Annotated in this window: 16 protein-coding genes and 1 pseudogene; 13 read left to right on the top strand and 4 right to left on the bottom strand. The window is 33.1% G+C overall.

The window, feature by feature from the left end; all coding sequences use genetic code 11:
- Positions 1-12 precede the first annotated feature (12 nt).
- From MN581_RS06605 to MN581_RS06575, 7 genes are all read left to right on the top strand, one after another.
- Entirely contained in the window at positions 13-840 is an 828-nt protein-coding gene (locus MN581_RS06605; protein WP_071457512.1) for an endonuclease/exonuclease/phosphatase family protein, read from the top strand.
- A gap of 18 nt (positions 841-858) precedes the next feature.
- Positions 859-1,866, top strand: coding sequence for a LacI family DNA-binding transcriptional regulator (locus MN581_RS06600; RefSeq protein ID WP_117973304.1), 1,008 nt, complete (start codon positions 859-861; stop codon positions 1,864-1,866).
- Positions 1,867-1,958: 92 nt separating this feature from the next.
- Complete coding sequence (locus tag MN581_RS06595; protein ID WP_241699457.1) at positions 1,959-2,834, top strand: AraC family transcriptional regulator; 876 nt, start codon at positions 1,959-1,961, stop codon at positions 2,832-2,834.
- 77 nt (positions 2,835-2,911) lie between these two features.
- Complete coding sequence (locus MN581_RS06590; protein ID WP_241699456.1) at positions 2,912-3,991, top strand: Gfo/Idh/MocA family oxidoreductase; 1,080 nt, start codon at positions 2,912-2,914, stop codon at positions 3,989-3,991.
- A gap of 8 nt (positions 3,992-3,999) precedes the next feature.
- Positions 4,000-4,710, top strand: a complete 711-nt coding sequence (locus tag MN581_RS06585; protein WP_117973301.1) for a ThuA domain-containing protein — start codon at positions 4,000-4,002, stop codon at positions 4,708-4,710.
- Between the two features lie 15 nt (positions 4,711-4,725).
- Positions 4,726-5,694, top strand: coding sequence for a sugar phosphate isomerase/epimerase (locus MN581_RS06580; RefSeq protein WP_241699455.1), 969 nt, complete (start codon positions 4,726-4,728; stop codon positions 5,692-5,694).
- Between the two features lie 11 nt (positions 5,695-5,705).
- Positions 5,706-6,731: a Gfo/Idh/MocA family oxidoreductase gene (locus tag MN581_RS06575; protein ID WP_241699454.1), complete on the top strand. Its 1,026-nt coding sequence runs from the start codon at positions 5,706-5,708 to the stop codon at positions 6,729-6,731.
- Between the two features lie 354 nt (positions 6,732-7,085).
- Here the strand turns inward: MN581_RS06575 and MN581_RS06570 are convergent, their stop codons facing one another.
- Positions 7,086-8,042 carry a LacI family DNA-binding transcriptional regulator gene (locus MN581_RS06570; RefSeq protein ID WP_117973298.1) on the bottom strand — a complete coding sequence of 319 codons (957 nt, stop codon included), beginning with the start codon at positions 8,040-8,042 and terminating at the stop codon, positions 7,086-7,088.
- 190 nt (positions 8,043-8,232) lie between these two features.
- On the opposite strand from MN581_RS06570, the gene MN581_RS06565 reads away from it, so the two are divergent.
- From MN581_RS06565 to MN581_RS06540, 6 genes are all read left to right on the top strand, one after another.
- Entirely contained in the window at positions 8,233-9,873 is a 1,641-nt protein-coding gene (locus MN581_RS06565; protein ID WP_241699453.1) for an alpha-glucosidase, read from the top strand.
- Between the two features lie 22 nt (positions 9,874-9,895).
- Positions 9,896-11,668 (top strand): glycoside hydrolase family 13 protein, encoded by a 1,773-nt coding sequence (locus MN581_RS06560; RefSeq protein ID WP_241699452.1) that lies wholly within the window; start codon positions 9,896-9,898, stop codon positions 11,666-11,668.
- An 81-nt stretch (positions 11,669-11,749) separates the two neighbouring features.
- Complete coding sequence (locus MN581_RS06555; protein WP_117973295.1) at positions 11,750-13,009, top strand: extracellular solute-binding protein; 1,260 nt, start codon at positions 11,750-11,752, stop codon at positions 13,007-13,009.
- 75 nt (positions 13,010-13,084) lie between these two features.
- Positions 13,085-14,386, top strand: a complete 1,302-nt coding sequence (locus MN581_RS06550; protein ID WP_117973294.1) for a sugar ABC transporter permease — start codon at positions 13,085-13,087, stop codon at positions 14,384-14,386.
- Positions 14,387-14,388: 2 nt separating this feature from the next.
- Complete coding sequence (locus MN581_RS06545; protein WP_117973293.1) at positions 14,389-15,237, top strand: sugar ABC transporter permease; 849 nt, start codon at positions 14,389-14,391, stop codon at positions 15,235-15,237.
- 8 nt (positions 15,238-15,245) lie between these two features.
- Positions 15,246-16,055 (top strand): DUF1189 family protein, encoded by an 810-nt coding sequence (locus tag MN581_RS06540; protein WP_241699451.1) that lies wholly within the window; start codon positions 15,246-15,248, stop codon positions 16,053-16,055.
- A gap of 18 nt (positions 16,056-16,073) precedes the next feature.
- Here MN581_RS06540 and MN581_RS06535 read toward each other — a convergent pair whose 3' ends face one another.
- The 3 genes and pseudogenes from MN581_RS06535 to MN581_RS06525 all read right to left on the bottom strand — a co-directional run bounded on the left by MN581_RS06535 (position 16,074) and on the right by MN581_RS06525 (position 18,086).
- Positions 16,074-16,724, bottom strand: a complete 651-nt coding sequence (locus tag MN581_RS06535) for a HAMP domain-containing sensor histidine kinase (protein ID WP_241699450.1) — start codon at positions 16,722-16,724, stop codon at positions 16,074-16,076.
- A gap of 278 nt (positions 16,725-17,002) precedes the next feature.
- The gene (locus MN581_RS06530) at positions 17,003-17,407 is read right to left on the bottom strand and encodes a hypothetical protein (protein ID WP_233519186.1); all 405 of its coding nucleotides are present in this window, start codon (positions 17,405-17,407) and stop codon (positions 17,003-17,005) included.
- Positions 17,404-18,086: pseudogene (locus tag MN581_RS06525) on the bottom strand (response regulator transcription factor). Before MN581_RS06525 ends, MN581_RS06530 begins: the two are co-directional and overlap by 4 nt.
- Between the last annotated feature and the right edge of the window lie 362 nt (positions 18,087-18,448).

The raw sequence follows: 18,448 nt of genomic DNA, 5'->3' as shown, positions 1-18,448 counted from the left end.
GAGGAAAAAAAGATGAAGTGGTTAACACTAAATATACATAGTTGGATGGAAGAAGATACTGAAGAAAAGATGGATATACTGGTGCACTATATTATATCTAGTGGGTTAGATGGAGTGTCTTTACAAGAAGTCAATCAACGAATTGATGCGTTACCAGAGGAAAATCCACTTCATTTTGTTCCACCAATCAATGAAAAGACAATCATTAAACAGGATAATTATGCCTTATGCTTAGTTAAACGATTAGCTGAGTTAGGGGAAGAGTATCATTGGAGTTGGACTTATAGTCATGTGGGATATGGTATCTATGAAGAAGGTGTGGCAATTTTATCAAAAAAACCTTTACAATCACAAGCAGTGTTAGTATCATCAGTGGATAAGAAGACAGATGTAACACGACGAATGATGCTTTGTTCAAAGCTAACAGTGCAGGATAAAGAACTATTTGTAACAAGTAGTCATTATTCTTGGTGGAATGAAGAAACGAAACAAGGGTTTCAAGATGAATGGACTTTAAGCAAACTCTTTTTAGATAAATTATCTGGTTTCATCTTGCTATGTGGAGATTTTAATGGCCCTGATACGATTAAAAATGAAACATATGATTTAGTCACGAAAAGCTTTGTGGATACATTTGAATTAGCCGAACATCCAAGTGGGCGTTACACCATCCCAAAAGAGATTGATGGATGGAAACACACGAAAGAACAGTTAAGAATAGATTATATATTTGCCTCTGAACCTTGTCAGGTGAGGTCGCATGATGTTATCTTCGATGGAGAAAATTATCCATGTATTAGTGATCATTATGGTGTCGTTGTGTCGATTGATATGGAATAACTAATGGGAGAGTAGATTATGGGAGTTACAATTAAAGATGTTGCAAAAGAAGTAGGTGTTGCCCCTTCAACAGTATCGCGTGTTTTGAAAGATCATCCAAGTATTTCAGGAGAAACCAAAGAGCGCGTAAGAAAAGCGATGGATAAGTTAGGCTATGTTCCAAATATTTCAGCAAGAAACTTAGTTAGTAAACTATCTAATGCTATTGGGGTAGTCTTGCCAATTATTGAATCCAAAGAGCGAGCAAGTGAGCCGTTTTATTTAGAAGCGATTACGGCAATGAATGAAGAAGCAAGTAAACATCAAGTAAGTCTTGCTATAGCATCAGGTAATAACGAAACCGAATTACTGGAAGCAGTGACACTACTTTATTTACAAAGACGAGTGGACTCTTTTATCTTGATGTATGTAAAAGAAAATGACCTCATTTTAGACTTTTTAATTGAGAAAAATATTCCATTTACAATTATTGGACACCCATATCGTTATTATAATGACACTAGCTGTGTTGATAATGACAATCAGCTACTAGGTAGGAGTGTCACACAGTACCTTATTGATAAGGGACACAAGGATATTTTATTTGTAACAAATAATTCAACTGAAAATTTCTTTAAGGAACGTTTTTATGGGTATGAAATGTGTTTAAAAGATAATCACTTACCCTGTTATCCGGTATGTGATTTAGAAAAAAGCAATGAATTTATTCAGTTAGATACCTTGTTAAGTGAAAGGAAAATCTCAGCATGCATTGCGATTGATGATATGTTTGCTTTAAAAGTGATTCAGTTTATCCAATTGATTGGTCTAACAGTTCCTGATGATGTATCTGTTATTAGTTTTAATAATTCTATTTTTTCAACATTAATTCACCCTTATATTACGTCAGTTGATATTAATACACGTGAACTAGCAAAGTCAGCTGTACTGGAGTGTCTAAACCAAGTCAATTATCCGGATGAGTTGAAAAAAAGAGTGATTATTCCACACAAATTAATTGAACGAGAAAGTGTCATAGACTATTAATAAAAAAATTCACCACATTCTTTTTAGAATATTGGTGGATTTTTTTATATAATACAAGAAAGACAACTTGAGATAATTAGGGAGGGAAGATAATGAGTTTATATTTAGAAATACCAGAATGGGATAATAGCCTACCTTTTAGGGCATTTGAAAACCAAGGAGAGATTGTTGTACCACCACATTGGCACAAAGAAATTGAGATGATATATGTGACAAAAGGGCTAGTCAATATTGGGTATGATAATCAATTATTTCAAGTACAAGAGGGAGAAATTTTTATGTTTGGTAGTGGTGAATCTCATTATTTTTTAGCTTCACCAGGCAGTACACGGATTGTTTATCAATTTGATTTAGCAGTTTTTCAAAATTATTTAGTAAATCAATCAGATTATAAAGACATTGTCACGCTATTTGAAAAAGCGGAAAATCTTAGTCGGTTTTGGGGGAACGACGTCGAGCAAGAGATGAGAAGTCTTGTAGAAAAATTATTTAAAGAAGTACAGCAAAAAAAGTTGGGCTATGATTATGCTATATTAAGTTTGTTGCATCAACTATTGGTCTTCTATTATCGTAAGATTCCTCAAAAAAATCGTACTCTCAAAGAAGGAAATTTTGTTGAATCAACCCATCAAAAACAGACGTTAGAAAGACTGAATGATGTGTTTATTTACATAGAAAATCATTTTCAAGAGGTGATTACACTAGAGGATGTTGCCAAATATGTAGGATTTAGCCCATATTATTTTTCACGTTTTTTTAAGAAAAATACAGGGCAAAATTTTAGTCAATTCCTGACAGAGTACCGATTAAATCAAGCTAAATATATTCTTTCCCATGAAAATATTCCAATGATAGAAGTGGCAGAACGTTCAGGATTTAATAGTGTTAAAACCTTTCATCATGTATTCAAAGAACATGTTGGACTATCCCCTTTAAAATACCATAAGACAATATATGGGAATAATTGACCAAAATAACAGGAAGAAAACCTTATCATTTTTTTGTATGATGAATCTATCAACAAGAAAACGATGGAGGTTTTTTTATGACATTAAAAGTAGGGATTATTGGTTGTGGTGGTATTGCTAATGGAAAACATATGCCAGCACTAAGCAAAGTAGAAGAAGTTGAAATGGTCGCATTTTGTGATGTGATAGTGGAACGTGCTGAAAAAGCAAAAGTAGAGTATGGGACGATGGATGCAATTGTGTATCAAGATTATCATGAGTTATTAGCAGATAAAAGTATCGATGTGGTACACGTTTGTACACCAAATAATTCTCATGCGGGAATTTCCATCGCTGCAATGAAAGCGAATAAACATGTGATGTGTGAAAAACCAATGGCTAAAACAAGTCAGGAAGCAAGAGCCATGTTAGAAGCAGCGAAAGAAACAGGAAAGAAATTAACAATAGGATATCAAAATCGCTTTACAACAGCTGCTAACTATTTACATCAAGTATGTGAAGAAGGCGAGTTGGGAGATATTTATTATGGAAAAGCACATGCGATTCGTCGCCGTGCGGTACCAACTTGGGGAGTATTCCTTGATGAAGAGGCACAAGGCGGAGGTCCATTGATTGATATTGGGACACATGCACTAGATTTAACCTTGTGGATGATGAATAATTATAAACCGAAATATGTGGTAGGAAATACCTATCATAAACTGTCACCAACAAAAAATGCAGCCAATGCATGGGGACCTTGGGATCCAGAAAAATTTACTGTAGAAGACTCAGCATTTGGTTTTATTACGATGGAAGATGGCGCAACGATTTCTTTAGAATCAAGTTGGGCATTAAATAGTCGTCAAATAGGAGAAGCCAAAACCAGTTTATCTGGCACAAAAGGTGGGGCAGATATGTTTGATGGCTTGACTATTAATGGTGAGGATCATGGTTTACTATATGAAAAACACATTGAATTAGAAACAGGTGGCGTTGATTTTTATGATGGTGAAGGAAATGACCCAGCTTTTTTAGAAGCACAATCTTGGGTACAAGCAATTATAAATGACACAGAACCAGTTGTTTTACCAGAACAAGCCTTAGTTGTCACAGAAATTTTAGAAGCGATTTACCAGTCTTCAAAAACTGGCGAGCCAGTATATCTTAATAAGTAGGTGAAAAAATGATTCACGTAACAGTGTGGAATGAATACAGACATGAAAAGACAGATGAAGAGGTAAAAAAAGTTTACCCAGAAGGCATTCATAACCAATTAGCTTCTTTCTTAGAAGAAGAGTTTGACGTTAAAACAGCGACACTTGATGAACCAGAACACGGTTTAACAGAAGGTGTACTGAATAACACAGATGTATTGGTTTGGTGGGGACATATTGCTCATGATGAAGTGAGTGATGAAATTGTTCAACGTGTGCATCAACGTGTCCTACAAGGGATGGGATTGATTGTACTCCATTCAGGGCATATGTCTAAAATTTTTATGTCGTTAATGGGAACGTCATGTGATTTAAAGTGGCGTGAAGCAGATGAAACCTGTCGTATTTGGAATGTTAATCCTAGTCATCCTATTCTAGAAGGGGTTGGTGAATACATTGAACTAGAAAAAGAAGAAATGTATGGCGAACATTTTGATATACCAGCACCTGATGAATTGATTTTTGTGAATTGGTATAAAGGTGGCGAAGTATTTAGAGGTGGCTGTACGTTTAGACGTGGAAACGGTAAAATTTTCTATTTCCAACCTGGGCATGAAACGTATCCATCATATTACAACGAACAAGTTCAACTAGTGATTAAAAATGCAGTGAAGTGGTGTCAGCCAATTGATAGCACCTACCCAACATATGGACATCATGAACCATTAGAAGAGTTATAAAAGGAGGAAACAAACATGAAATTAGGCGTTTTTACCCCATTATTTAACAATTTATCATTTGATGAGATGATTGAAAAAGTAGCAGAGCAAGGGTTACAAATGGTTGAGATTGGAACAGGTGGCTCTCCAGGAAGCGCGCACTGTGATGTGGATGCGTTACTCGCCAGTAGTGATAAACGAAAAGAATACCAAGCAAAATTAAATGATAAAGGATTAGAAATTAGTGCCTTTAGTGCGCATCATAATCCTATTTCACCAACACCTGCAGAAGCAAAAGAAGCGGACGAACTATTAAGAAAAACAATTAAGTTAGCATCTCTAATGAATGTACCAGTGGTAAATGGATTCTCTGGTGTTGGTGGAGGAAACGAAACAGATACATCTGTGAACTGGCCTGTTTTACCATGGCCAACAGATTACACAGATATCTATCATTATCAGTGGGAGACTAAATTAATCCCTTACTGGAAAGATATCAATCACGAATGCCAAGTAGCTGGAGTGAAAATTGGGATTGAACTTCATGGTGGGTTTTTAGCTCATACACCATACACTATGTTGAAATTACGTGATGCAGCTGGGGTCAATATTGGGTGTAATTTGGATCCTTCTCATTTATGGTGGCAAGGAATTGAACCAGTTGGTGCGATTAAAATTTTAGGAAAAGAAAATGCGATTCATCATTTTCATGCAAAAGATACTTACCTAGATCAAGATAACATGAATATGTATGGTGTGACAGATATGCAACCTTATACAAACGTTCAATCAAGAGCATGGACATTTAGATCAGTAGGATGTGGTCATAGTTTACAAGATTGGTCAGATATAGTTAGCGCGTTGCGTTTATATGGTTACGATTATGTGTTAAGTATCGAACACGAAGACCCGTTGATGTCGATTGATGAAGGTTTCTCACGTGCAGTGACGAATCTTAAGTCAATTATGATTCATGATAAACCAACTGACATGTGGTGGGCATAGGAGGTCGTCAAATGCTTAATATAGGAATTATTGGGTATGGTGGTATGGGAAGCTACCATCACCGGGAATTAATAAAAAAAGAAGACGGGATACAAGTAGTCGGTGCGTATGATATAAAAAAAGAACGTTTAGACGCAGCAAAAAATGCAGGACTAACAAGTTATGAATCATTAGAAGCGTTATTATCAGATAATACGATTGATGCAGTATTGATTGCGACACCTAATGATGTCCATAAAGAGTTGTCTATCCAAGCGATGACAAGTGGAAAACACGTGATTTGTGAGAAACCAGCTATGATGTCAACCAAAGAATTAGATGATGTAATTAAAGTGTCAAAAGAAACGGGTCAAGTGTTTATGGTACACCAAAACAGACGCTGGGATAATGACTTTTTAATCATTCAAGATATGTATCAAAAGAAACCGATTGGTGAGTTATTTCAAATTGAGTCACGTGTTCATGGAGCGAATGGCATTCCAGGAGATTGGCGTCATTTAGAAAAACATGGTGGGGGCATGTTGCTTGATTGGGGCGTTCATTTACTGGATCAGCTTCTTTTTATGGTAGATAGTCCAGTAAAAGAGGTGTCCGCTGATTTAAGCTATATCTTGGGTGACGAAGTGGATGATGGATTTATTGCATACATCACGTTTGAGAATGGTGTCAAAGCATTAGTTGAAGTTGGCACAACTAATTTTGTGAAATTACCACGTTGGTATGTCAAAGGCCTTGAAGGAACGGCTGTCATTGATGATTGGGATTTGTCGGGTAAAATAGTGAAACAAACCGGTGTGATTGATCATCACAATTTAGTGCCAATTAAAGCAGGACAAGGATTAACTAAAACAATGTCGCCTCCTTCTGAAGATGCGACAACGACGTTACCAATTATCGAAGTTGAAGCTGATTATGATGGATTTTATCAAAACTTCTATGATGTCGTTGTTAATAATGCAACACCAATTGTAAAAAATGACGAAGTAAGAAATGTCTTAGCACTGATTGAAAGAATTTTCGAAGTGGCTAAAATCTAAAGTATGAAAAACGAGTAAATGGGTTTAAATCCATTTATTGGTCTTTTAACATAGTTAATTGTAATAGAATGATATTTAAATATCTTTTACTTTATTATCTTATTATTAAATCTATTTCATCACGTCTAATTTTTGTATAATAGGAAGCCAAGCACATTTATGTGCTTTTAGTGAAACAGCATATGGTTTGACAAATGAACCAAAAGAATTGTTTGTGGTAGAAGGAGTGAATCATGTTGATTTATACGACAAGGAAGAATTGATTTCTTTTGAAAAATTAGTGTGGTTTTTTACTGAACTTTAATATCATAGAGAGTAAAAACATTCCATTGAAAAATTAATGGAATGTTTTTATTATAGTTTCTCCATGGTCGTACCTTTAATAACAAGAGTTGGATTGAAAAGTTCATTTCCTTGAGGTGCTCCATCTTGTTTGATTTTATTAAGAATCATTGTCGCACAAGCCATTCCCATCTCAATGACAGGCTGCTTAATAGTAGTTAGTTGTGGATGAGCAATTTGATCTAAAAATACTCCGTCAAAACCGATGATACCATAGTCATCAGGTAATTTTTCTCCTTTATTTTGTATTCCTCTTTCAATCCCAATAGCTAATCTATCCGAGCTGCAAATAAAGGCAGTTTTTTTAGGGAAACGGTGAATATTTTTTGTAATAAAGTCAAAAGTATATCGTGAGCGATTATCGAAACGATATATTTTTGGTATCATTTTGTATTTTTGCATGGTGTTGATATATCCTGCTTCACGAGAATACTCAAAGGATTCTTTAACGTCGATGCCAATGTATACAATATTGGTATATCCCATATCTATTGCATATTCGGTAGCATAAGTCGTTCCTAAAGAATTATCGGTGTCTACATAATCATACCCGTAACGGTTTTCACCAAACAGAACAAATGGTTTTTCAAGCCGTTCAATCCACTCAGAGTGCTTTTCTCTCATACCTGTTATGATATAGCCATCACTTTGTCCTAAATCAAAACTATTTTGAGTGATTAATTGTAAAGAGTATTGGTTTTGGTCTAAGGTTTTTGAAATTCCCATTAATAGGTTCATATAATAAGGTTCTGTGGTATCAATCTCTTCTAGTATGAAGAATTTAATGACTTGTGTTCTATTATTAACTAATGCTTTAGCTGCAGCATTTGGTTTATAATTTAAGTCTTTCATTGCTTGAAAGACAAGTTCTTTTAATTCGTCTGTTACTTTTTCTGGGTGATTTATGACTCTTGAAACTGTCATGTTTGAAACATTTGCTTTTCGAGCAACATCAGATAAAGTTACCATAAACGTCGTACACTCCTTTACAAGGTTCTCTTAATTATAATTATACCTGTATTCGTATAATTTTCATCATATATTTTTAAATACCCTTATCCTAGTGTTACTATATCAATAATGTTAACGCTAACACTATTTTTGTGCTTGTATGTTAGTGTAACATTTTCTAGACTGATGTTAGATAAGGAGGGAGAGCATGCAAAAAAATTGGTGGCAGGAAGCAATTATTTATCAGGTGTATCCCAAGAGCTTTAAAGATACTAATGGAGATGGTATAGGTGATATTAAAGGGATTACTTCATCATTAGATTATATTAAAAGTATTGGGGTTAATACAATTTGGATAAACCCAATTTTTGTTTCACCACAAATTGATAACGGTTACGATATTTCTAATTTTTATGCGATTGATGATATTTTTGGAAATGTCGATGATGTAGAAATGTTAATAGAAGAAGCTCATAAACGAGAAATAAAAGTAATTTTTGATTTGGTATTAAATCACACATCATCAAAGCACCCATGGTTTCAAGAAGCTTTAAAAGGAAAAGATAATATTTACCGGGATTATTATATATGGGAAGATGCAGGTATCAATGGTGAAGAGCCAAATAATTGGGCCTCTTTTTTTGGCGGATCAGTATGGGAAAAGGATAAATTGAGTCATCAATATTATTTTCATCTTTTTGATAAAGAAATGCCAGATTTAAACTGGGAAAACCTAGAAGTTCAAAAAGCAATGTTAGATATAGCTAAGTATTGGATAAGTAAAGGCATAGATGGTTTTAGGTTAGATGCGTTTATTCATATAGCTAAAGCTGATTTTAATCAACAAAAAGAAACTAATAATTGTGAACCTGTGATAGCCGAAGAATACTATGCAAATTTACCAAAGGTTAAACACTATTTATCTCATTTTGTTAGAGAAATAAAAAAAATAAAACCAGATGTTTTTATTTTAGGTGAAGCTGCATCAGCAACGCCGATTATAGGTAAAGATTATATTTCGGAAAACTTATGTAGCACCATTATTTCATTTGATCATTTTAGAGAAACAAGTCATTCCGAAAAAGAGAGTCATTTGCCTACTTCCTTAGATTTTATTTCTTTTAAAGAATCAATTTATAAATGGCAAAATGAATTATCGGATGAGCAAAAGCCTACTCTTTATTGGAATAATCACGATATGCCCCGTGTGTTGTCACGATTTGGTAACACTAGTTTTTATAGGAACGAAAGTGCTAAGTCGTTTGCAACGGTGATGTATTTATTAAAAGGGATACCTATTATTTATTATGGGGAAGAAATAGGGATGAAAAACTTGGACATTCCAACAATTGACTTCTTTGAAGATAAAAAAATAGTTGAAGAATATCAGTTCCTGATAACGCAAGGATATAAACCAAAGGAAGTATTAAGAAGTTTAGCCGAAAAACATAAAGAAGTTAGTCGAGGTTGTATGCAGTGGGATTCAACAGAATATGCTGATTTTTCATCAGTTTCTCCGTGGAACAGTGTCAATCAAGAAGACGGTTTTAACGTGTCGGAGCAAGAAAAAGATGATCATAGTATATTAAATTTTTACAGACAGTTACTTGAATTAAAAAAGACTCCGCTATTCCAAGAAGGACACGTAAATTTTTTGGATACACCTCCTGAGATTATAGCTTATAAAAGATTTTACAAAAGTGAAGAAGCAATAGTTATAGCTAATTTATCAGATAAACAAATAAACGATATCGACATCGTTATTCCAAGTACATCAAAGATTTTATTAGGTAGTTTGGAGAATGCAAAACAGATAGCATCATATGAATTTGTTGTATATAAAACTTAAAACATATAGGAGAGATTATAAGATGGAAAAAGCAGCTTTATATCACAGACCTGAAAGTGAGTATGCTTATTTATATGATAAAGATACTATGCATATTCGGTTAAGAACCAAAAGAAACGATGTATCTAATGTAAAACTTATTAGTGGAGACCCGTATTTAATTCATGAAACTAAATGGTATAACCATTCAGAAAACATGCAAATAATGGCGCAAACAGAAGATTATGATTATTGGTTTATTGAAAAAACAGCCGGTTTTAAGCGGTTACAGTATGCGTTTGAGCTAACTGATAATAAAGAGCGTGTATTTTACGGTGATAGAGGGTTATTTGAAATGACTGAGCAGGCACGTATGAAAGCGGAAAATTATTTTAGGTTACCGTATTTTCATGATATAGATAGAGTTAAGACGCCAGAATGGGTTAAGAAAACTGTTTGGTATCAAATATTCCCTGAACGATTTGATAATGGTGATACAACAAATGATCCAGATAATGTTTTGGAATGGGGCTCAAAAAATCCTGATCGTGATGATTTTTTTGGAGGAGACTTACAAGGTGTGATTAATCGCTTGGACCATTTAGTAGACCTAGGAATTAATGGTATTTATTTCTGTCCAATTTTTAAAGCAAGCTCAAATCACAAATATGATACAATCGACTATTTTGAGATTGACCCTCAATTTGGTACAAAAGAACTTTTTAAAGAATTAGTTGAAAAAGCACACGAAAAAGGAATAAAAATTATGTTGGATGCTGTGTTTAATCACACAGGATATTATTCGAAAGAATGGTTGGATGTTGTAGAAAATGGAGAAAAGTCTAAATATAAAGATTGGTTCCATATTAATCGTTATCCGGTAGAATTCGGAAAAAATGGTAATTTTGAGGGAGCAACAACAATTGCTTATGACACTTTTGCTTTTACACCTCGCATGCCAAAATTAAATACAGCTAATCCAGAAGTAAGAGAGTATCTATTAAAAATAGCTAAGTATTGGATAGAAGAATTTGACATAGATGCATGGCGATTAGATGTTGCTAATGAGGTAGATCATCATTTTTGGAAAGCTTTCTATCATGAAACAACTTCTTTAAAAGAAGATTTCTATATACTAGGAGAGATTTGGCATTCTTCTCAAAGTTGGTTAAACGGTGATGAATTCCATGCTGTAATGAATTATGCCTATACGGAAACAATTATAAATTATTTTGTTAAAAAAGATATTAGTTCAACTAAGTTAGCAAGTGGATTGTACGAACAATTGATGTTATATCGAAATCAAATTAATCAAGTAATGTTTAATTGTTTAGATTCACATGATACAACAAGAGTATTGACATTATGTAATGGCGATAAAGATTTAGTAAAAATGACATTAGCTTTTACGTTTTTGCAACAAGGCTCACCATGTATTTATTATGGAACAGAGTATGCGATGGAAGGAGAAAATGACCCTGATTGCCGTCGATGTATGGTTTGGGAAGAGGACAAACAAGATAAAGAATTTTATGAGTTTATAAAAGAGTTGATACAACTTAGACATAACGAGCAACATATTATAAGTTATGGTTCCTTAGATTTTAATCTATTGGATAATGAGAAAAATATTGTTGGTTTCAAACGAGTATTAGATAACCAAGAACTGATTGCAATTTTTAATAACAGTTTGACGGAAAACATTGGTTTAGATAATAAAGAAAATGTGATATTTAGTCAGAATATTATATTAAATTCAGAAAAAATCATTATTAAACCTAAAGGGTTTGTCGTGTATAAAAAATGTTACCGATAACAATAAAAAAGCGTTTGCAATAAGTTGTGTAACAACATAATCTAAGAATGTAGTTAGTTGAAATATAGGGGGATAATTTAGATGAATAAGATGAAAAAAATCGGATTAGGCTTATTAACTTTAAGTGCAGTAGTGGCTTTAACTGCATGTGGTGGGAGTAAAACAAGTAAAAAGGAAGCGGAAAGTAGTAGTGACACACTGACAGTCTCAGTAGATAAAGGGTATATAAAGTATCTAGAAAAAGTTAAAGGTAACTTTGAAAAAGAGAATGATATTAAGATTAAATTAGTTGAGAAAGACATGTTTGATCAGTTAGATGCGTTATCTTTAGATGGTCCTGCTGGAAAAGCACCTGATGTTATGATGTCAGCATATGATCGCTTAGGGCCATTAGGACAACAAGGACATATTGCAGAAGTTAAGTTATCTGAAGATAGTCATTACAATGATAAAGATAAACAACAAGTAACAGTTGATGGAAAATATTATGGGTCACCAGCCGTTATTGAAACGTTGATTATGTATTACAACAAAGCATTAATTGATGAAGCGCCAACAACTTTTGAACAATTAGAAGAAATGTCTAAAGATGATAAATTTGCGTTCGAAGGTGAAAAAGGAAAAAATGTTGCGTTTTTAGCAAAATGGACAGATTTCTATAGTGCATATGGTTTATTAGCAGGATATGGTGGATATGTATTTGGTGACAATGGAACAAATCCTGAAGATGTTGGTTTAGCAAGTAAAGGTTCTATTGAGGGAATCGAATATGCGACTAAATGGTACCAAGATGTTTGGCCCAAAGGAATGATGGATATTAAGAGCGCTGGAGATTTCATTGATAACCAATTTATCAATGGGAAAACAGCTGTTGTAATCAATGGGCCATGGGCAGCGCAAGGGTATACAGAATCAAATGTAGAATATGGTGCAGCAAAAATTGCCAAGTTACCTAATGGAAAAGATTACGAACCATTTGGTGGAGGAAAAGCTTGGGTAGTAAGTAACTATTCAAAAAATAAAGAATTAAGTCAAAAATTTGTTGATTACTTAACGAATGTAGATAATCAAAAAGTATTTTATGATATGACAAAAGAAGTACCAGCTAACAATGAAGCAAGAGAATATGCTAAAACAAAAAATGACTCTATCACAACTGCTGTAATTGAGCAGTATGAATCTGCAAGTCCAATGCCAAATATTCCTGAAATGGCTGAAGTTTGGACAGGAGGAGAAAACTTAATGTTTGATGCAGCATCTGGAGAAATGACTCCTAAAGAAGCTGCTGAAGCGGCTGTTAAAATTATTAATGATAATATTTCACAAAAATACAGTGAATAGGCAATGACTAATATAAACAGCGAAAGAGATTCTTTTGCTGTTTTATTTATACTAATGAAGGTAGGGGAGAGAGCCATGAAGGATGAAGAAAAGCAGTCTACAGTAAAAAAAGCAATGTTATTGTCATTGATACCTGGTTTAGGCCAATGTTATAACAAACAGGTATTTAAAGGTATTATATTCTTAATTATTTTTGTGTTGTTTGTTGTCGAATTTATATTTTTTGGTTTTAGTGCACTTCAAGGATTTATTACATTAGGAACTGAACCCATAGTAGATCATTCATTATTTATGTTAATTGAAGGAACCTTACAATTAATTATAACGTTTCTATTTATTGTATTTTATGTTTTAAATATCAAGGATGCTAAAACAATTGCCACTCGTTGGCAAAAAGGAGAAAAAGTTAATACAACAGCAAAATCAATTATTCTAAATGTGTTTGACGAGGGATTTCCATACATTTTAACGTTACCTGCTTATATCGTGATGACTATTTCGATTATTTTTCCAGTTTTGGTAACCTTGTTCATGGCATTTACAAATTATGATTTTAAACATATCCCACCAGCGGGCTTAATTGACTGGATTGGTTTTAAAAACTTTTTTAGTATTTTCTTTTTGAGTTCTTACAGAGAAACATTTGTTTCTGTTTTAGCTTGGACACTTATCTGGACTATTTGTGCCTCAACGTTACAAATTGTTTTAGGCGTTGCGACAGCAGTAATTAGTAATCAGCCATTTATAAAAGGAAAGCGTCTGTTTGGTGTCATTTTCCTTTTACCATGGGCAGTACCAGCATTTATCACCATTATGAGTTTTTCAAATATTTTTAATGATAGTATCGGGGCAATCAACACACAAATTTTACCATTATTAAATCATTTACCATTGATTGATATTTCGCCTATAGCATGGAAAACAGATCCATTTTGGACAAAAACAGCCATTATTATGATACAAGGATGGTTGGGATTCCCATATATTTACGTTATGACAACAGGTATCCTACAATCAATACCTGGTGAATTATACGAAGCAGCCAAAATAGATGGCGCAAATGCTTTACAACGTTTTAGAACGATTACATTACCAATGATTTTATTTGTGGCAGCTCCAATTTTTGTCACACAATATACTGGTAACTTTAATAATTTCTCTATGATTTATTTGTTCAATAATGGAGGACCAGGAAGTGTTGGTGGGGGAGCTGGCTCAACAGATATCCTAATTTCTTGGATTTATAAATTAACAACAGGAAATGCACCACAATATTCTGTTGCTGCAGCGATTACACTGATCATTTCATTTATTGTTATTAGTGTGTCACTTATCGTATTTAAGAAAACAAAAGCCTTTGATATGGAGGGAATGTAAAAATGAAGACAAATCATTCAGTTAAGCGAGCTAGATTTTTAAGTCATTTCTTTACCTATCTTTTCTTAATAATATTGTCAATTATTGTTATATATCCTCTGTTGATTACAGCTAGTACGGCATTTAAAGCAGGGAACGTTGGGGCATTTACATTAGATTTTTCTAGCGATTGGACATTATCTAATTTCTCTAGATTATTTTCAGAAACAATGTATGGTACATGGTATAAAAATACACTCATTATTGCAGCTTCCACTATGTTCTTTCAAGTGCTGATTATAACATTAGCAGGATACACATACAGTCGATATCGTTTTGTGGGAAGAAAGAAAAGTTTGAAATTCTTTTTAGTAATTCAGATGGTACCAACTATGGCAGCTTTAACAGCCTTCTACGTTATGGCACTGTTGTTAAACGCATTAGATCAACCATGGTTTTTAACATTGATTTACATCGGTGGAGGAATCCCTATGAACACATGGTTAATGAAAGGATATTTTGATACTGTACCAATTGATTTGGATGAATCAGCTAAGTTAGATGGAGCAGGCCATTTTAGAATCTTTTGGCAAATTATTTTACCTCTTGTGAAACCAATGATTGCAGTTCAAGCATTGTGGGCATTTATGGGACCATTTGGTGACTTTATGTTAGCTAAATTTTTACTAAGAAGCCCAGAAAGTATTACAGTAGCTGTGGGTCTACAAACATTTATCAATAATTCAAGAGATCAAAAAATCGCACTGTTTTCAGCTGGAGCAATATTAATTGCTTTACCAATTTCAATTTTATTCTTCTTTTTACAAAAGAATTTTGTGTCAGGTTTACTATCAGGTGGAACGAAAGGATGATTTAACTTATGATAGAAGACAAATTTCCAATGAACTATTTTAAAATGTCGTTTAGTCCTAAAAAGATGTTTTTAGGTAGAGATTCTTTACGTTGGTATCAAAAAATGGTGATTGTGTTCTTTTTACTGTCATTGATGTTGATTCCAATTTCAATCCAATCAAAAAATGTCCCTTCTATTAAATTAGATGCGCTATACCCAAAATTAGTACAGCAATTAAAAACTGAGCCATCTAACAAAGAGTTACTTAAAGAAATTTCTATTGTTGATGGAAAATTAATGGGCAAATCAAGTGACATTAAAAGTAGCAATATCGTTATAAATCCTGAAAAAACAGATCAAGCATCATTAACAAATAACGTTGTTTTCTTCTCAGATAGATTAGAGCTAGTTGATGGGGAAAAAACAATAAAAATAGCATACGATGAAGATCTGACGATACATGGAATAGCGTCAATGGAAGAATTTATTTCTTTTGTTGAGGAGAATTGGAATGAACAAACTGTTTTCTATCGAACAATCGGTTATACCTTTTTAATTGGCATGTTGGTATTAGTGAGTAGCGTGTTTCTAATTTTTGGCACCAGTTTGTTCATCTATTTAACTAGAAAAAATGATTTATCTAGTATCAAAACTTACCGTGAAGCAACCAATTTAGTGATGAATGCGTTATTCATCCCAACATTAGTATCAGCTATTTTTGGCATGTTTCACTATGATGTTTCATTGATGCTAACTATACAAGCACTAGGGTTAGCCATCATTATTTTACTCATTTTTGTAAAAACAAAATTTAATGATAAGCTAGTAACAGTGTAAATAAAAACCAAAACATGATTAGTGTTTTGGTTTTTTTACATGCATTAATGGCAATCGAAAGGTGAATGATACACCAACAGGGGTAAGATTTTTTGCTTGTATATTGCCTCCATGTTCTTCAACAATCTGCTTAGCAATGGATAACCTCAAACCATTTCCACCAGTTTCTTTGTTTCTTGAATCATCTTCACGGTAAAATTTAGTGAAAATATGATTTAATTTATCTTCATTAATGTGAGGTTCGAAATTTTTAATCGAAACTTCCCATTGCTTTTTATTGGTAAGAGAGGAAGTGACAGTAATAGAATCCCCAGTTTTTGTGTATTTAAAGGCATTATCTAATAAAATTAGCAATACTTGATGGAGTTTTACTACATCTATATCGGCGTTAAATGACTTATTTTCTTTAAATATTAATTGTTTTTCTTGTTCTTCAGCGAGTAATTGAAAGGGATCCAATACTTTATGGATAAATGTATTGGTATCGATTGTTTCTTTATCAAGGATTAAAGTATTAGAATCTCCCTTAGCTAAAAGAAGTAAGTCACTTGTCAGTTTGGTAAGTCGCTGTGCTTCATTCAGGGCTTGAGCAATAGTTTCAGATTCATTAATTATTGTATTATTTGGGTGCGTAAATAATTTTTCCAAATTTAAACGAATAATTGTCAAAGGAGTTCGTAATTCATGAGAGGCATTTTCAACAAACTCTTGTTGTTTTTTTTCATGATTTTAATATAGGTTTCATCGTAAAATTAGATAATCCGTAGCTGATAACTAACGATAGAATCCAAAAAATAAACATACAAATTAAAATAATCAGACGAGATTGTTTAACTGCTTCATCTATTTGATTAACATTGACTAGTACTTGAGTATAGGCTATGTTCAGGTTATTTTCACTTGGGGAGATGGTAACACTACGAAATGAAAATTTAGAGTCATTATTTTTATTCTTCAAAGATAGAGTAGAAATAATACCGGTATTTTTTTTTATCTAGTGTAGGTTCTTCTAAATTCTCTAACCTATCTTCTACCGAAGAGTTATTTAAAATTTTTCCATTTTTATCCCACAGAATAACGACTGTATTAAACTGATTATTGGGCCCATCAAAATTAAATTTTGGGGTTCCAATAGGGCTGTCTTTTCCAACTTTATTTAACATTCTGATTTCTCTGTCTAATAGACTGGGATCACTAGCCATTCTTTCTAAAGTAGAATCGGTTTCTGTATAAGCAGAGTATTGGATGACTTGAATAGTGATAAAAGATAGTAAAGAAAATATAACGGCAAAAGCGCTACAGTTAATAAGGAAAAATCTTAAACGTTGTTTTTTTGATGCAGGTGACTTCATAGCGTTTCCTCTTTTTGTAAGATGTAACCAACGTTTCGGATAGTAGATAGTTGTTTGTTTAGATTAGTTTCTTTCAAATGTTTTCTTAAATGACCCATATAGACTTCCACTACAGATAATGCTGTATCAGAGTCATAGTCTCAGATACGATTAAAAATTTGTTCTTTCGTTAGTACTCTGCCTTTGTTTTGTAGCAAGTACACAAGCAAATCATATTTTTTCCTTGAATGGGTAGAATATTGTCCTGGTATTTGACTTCTCGTTGCAATAGAAGACAGGTCAAATCGTCATAACTAAGGGTATTGTCTTCATATAATTCGAAGGTTCGTTTTAAGATAGCTTTACTTCTCATTAGTAATTCCTCACGGTGAAATAGCTTGGTCAAATAATCATCGGCATCGACTTTAAATCCTTCCAGTTTATTATCTAAACTGTCTTTGGCTGTTAGTATTAAAATAGGTATATTATTTTTATCGTTTCTAAGTTTTTTTAATATAGATACCCCATCCATATTTGGTAACATCAAATCAAGAATAACAAAGTCATACCCGCCTGATTCTACCTCATAAAGAGCTTCCTCTCCATCATAGACTTGAGTGACATTACCTAACTCTACTAAAATATCTCGGATATGTTGAGAAATCTCTTTTTCATCTTCTATTACTAAAATATTAATCATCATCTCACTCCTTTATTTACACTTCTTTTGTACCTTAAGTACACAAAAAACAAACATTAACTAATCAGTTTTAAACAAACTGATTAGTTAATTCGTTTTTAATTATTATCTAGGCACTCCTAGTATTCCCATCGTAATCAACCTCTTTAAAATGGATATGCATACAGTCTAAGATATAAGACTTAAATAGAGCTTAAATGAAAACATAAAGTGATGTAAGTCACAATATCGTAATTATTAAGAAAAATATCACTCGAATAAAGAATGAAATCAGATTTAAATGTTTATTTTAAGGTTTTATTAAGAGAAAACGTATTCATTTAAATAAAGTGAAAAAAATCACATAAAAGTATTTACAAGGT

The sequence above is a fragment of the Vagococcus sp. CY53-2 genome, from assembly GCF_022604695.1.
GTDB lineage: Bacteria > Bacillota > Bacilli > Lactobacillales > Vagococcaceae > Vagococcus.
This window is presented reverse-complemented; position numbering and strand designations above follow the sequence as displayed.

What these genes read in the sequence shown, in the direction of transcription:
- MN581_RS06605 (WP_071457512.1), top strand. Translation starts at nt 13, where the DNA reads ATGAAGTGGTTAACACTAAATATACATAGTTGGATGGAAGAAGATACT.
- MN581_RS06600 (WP_117973304.1), top strand. Translation starts at nt 859, where the DNA reads ATGGGAGTTACAATTAAAGATGTTGCAAAAGAAGTAGGTGTTGCCCCT.
- MN581_RS06595 (WP_241699457.1), top strand. Translation starts at nt 1,959, where the DNA reads ATGAGTTTATATTTAGAAATACCAGAATGGGATAATAGCCTACCTTTT.
- MN581_RS06590 (WP_241699456.1), top strand. Translation starts at nt 2,912, where the DNA reads ATGACATTAAAAGTAGGGATTATTGGTTGTGGTGGTATTGCTAATGGA.
- MN581_RS06585 (WP_117973301.1), top strand. Translation starts at nt 4,000, where the DNA reads ATGATTCACGTAACAGTGTGGAATGAATACAGACATGAAAAGACAGAT.
- MN581_RS06580 (WP_241699455.1), top strand. Translation starts at nt 4,726, where the DNA reads ATGAAATTAGGCGTTTTTACCCCATTATTTAACAATTTATCATTTGAT.
- MN581_RS06575 (WP_241699454.1), top strand. Translation starts at nt 5,706, where the DNA reads ATGCTTAATATAGGAATTATTGGGTATGGTGGTATGGGAAGCTACCAT.
- MN581_RS06570 (WP_117973298.1), bottom strand. Translation starts at nt 8,042, where the DNA reads ATGGTAACTTTATCTGATGTTGCTCGAAAAGCAAATGTTTCAAACATG.
- MN581_RS06565 (WP_241699453.1), top strand. Translation starts at nt 8,233, where the DNA reads ATGCAAAAAAATTGGTGGCAGGAAGCAATTATTTATCAGGTGTATCCC.
- MN581_RS06560 (WP_241699452.1), top strand. Translation starts at nt 9,896, where the DNA reads ATGGAAAAAGCAGCTTTATATCACAGACCTGAAAGTGAGTATGCTTAT.
- MN581_RS06555 (WP_117973295.1), top strand. Translation starts at nt 11,750, where the DNA reads ATGAATAAGATGAAAAAAATCGGATTAGGCTTATTAACTTTAAGTGCA.
- MN581_RS06550 (WP_117973294.1), top strand. Translation starts at nt 13,085, where the DNA reads ATGAAGGATGAAGAAAAGCAGTCTACAGTAAAAAAAGCAATGTTATTG.
- MN581_RS06545 (WP_117973293.1), top strand. Translation starts at nt 14,389, where the DNA reads ATGAAGACAAATCATTCAGTTAAGCGAGCTAGATTTTTAAGTCATTTC.
- MN581_RS06540 (WP_241699451.1), top strand. Translation starts at nt 15,246, where the DNA reads ATGATAGAAGACAAATTTCCAATGAACTATTTTAAAATGTCGTTTAGT.
- MN581_RS06530 (WP_233519186.1), bottom strand. Translation starts at nt 17,407, where the DNA reads ATGAAGTCACCTGCATCAAAAAAACAACGTTTAAGATTTTTCCTTATT.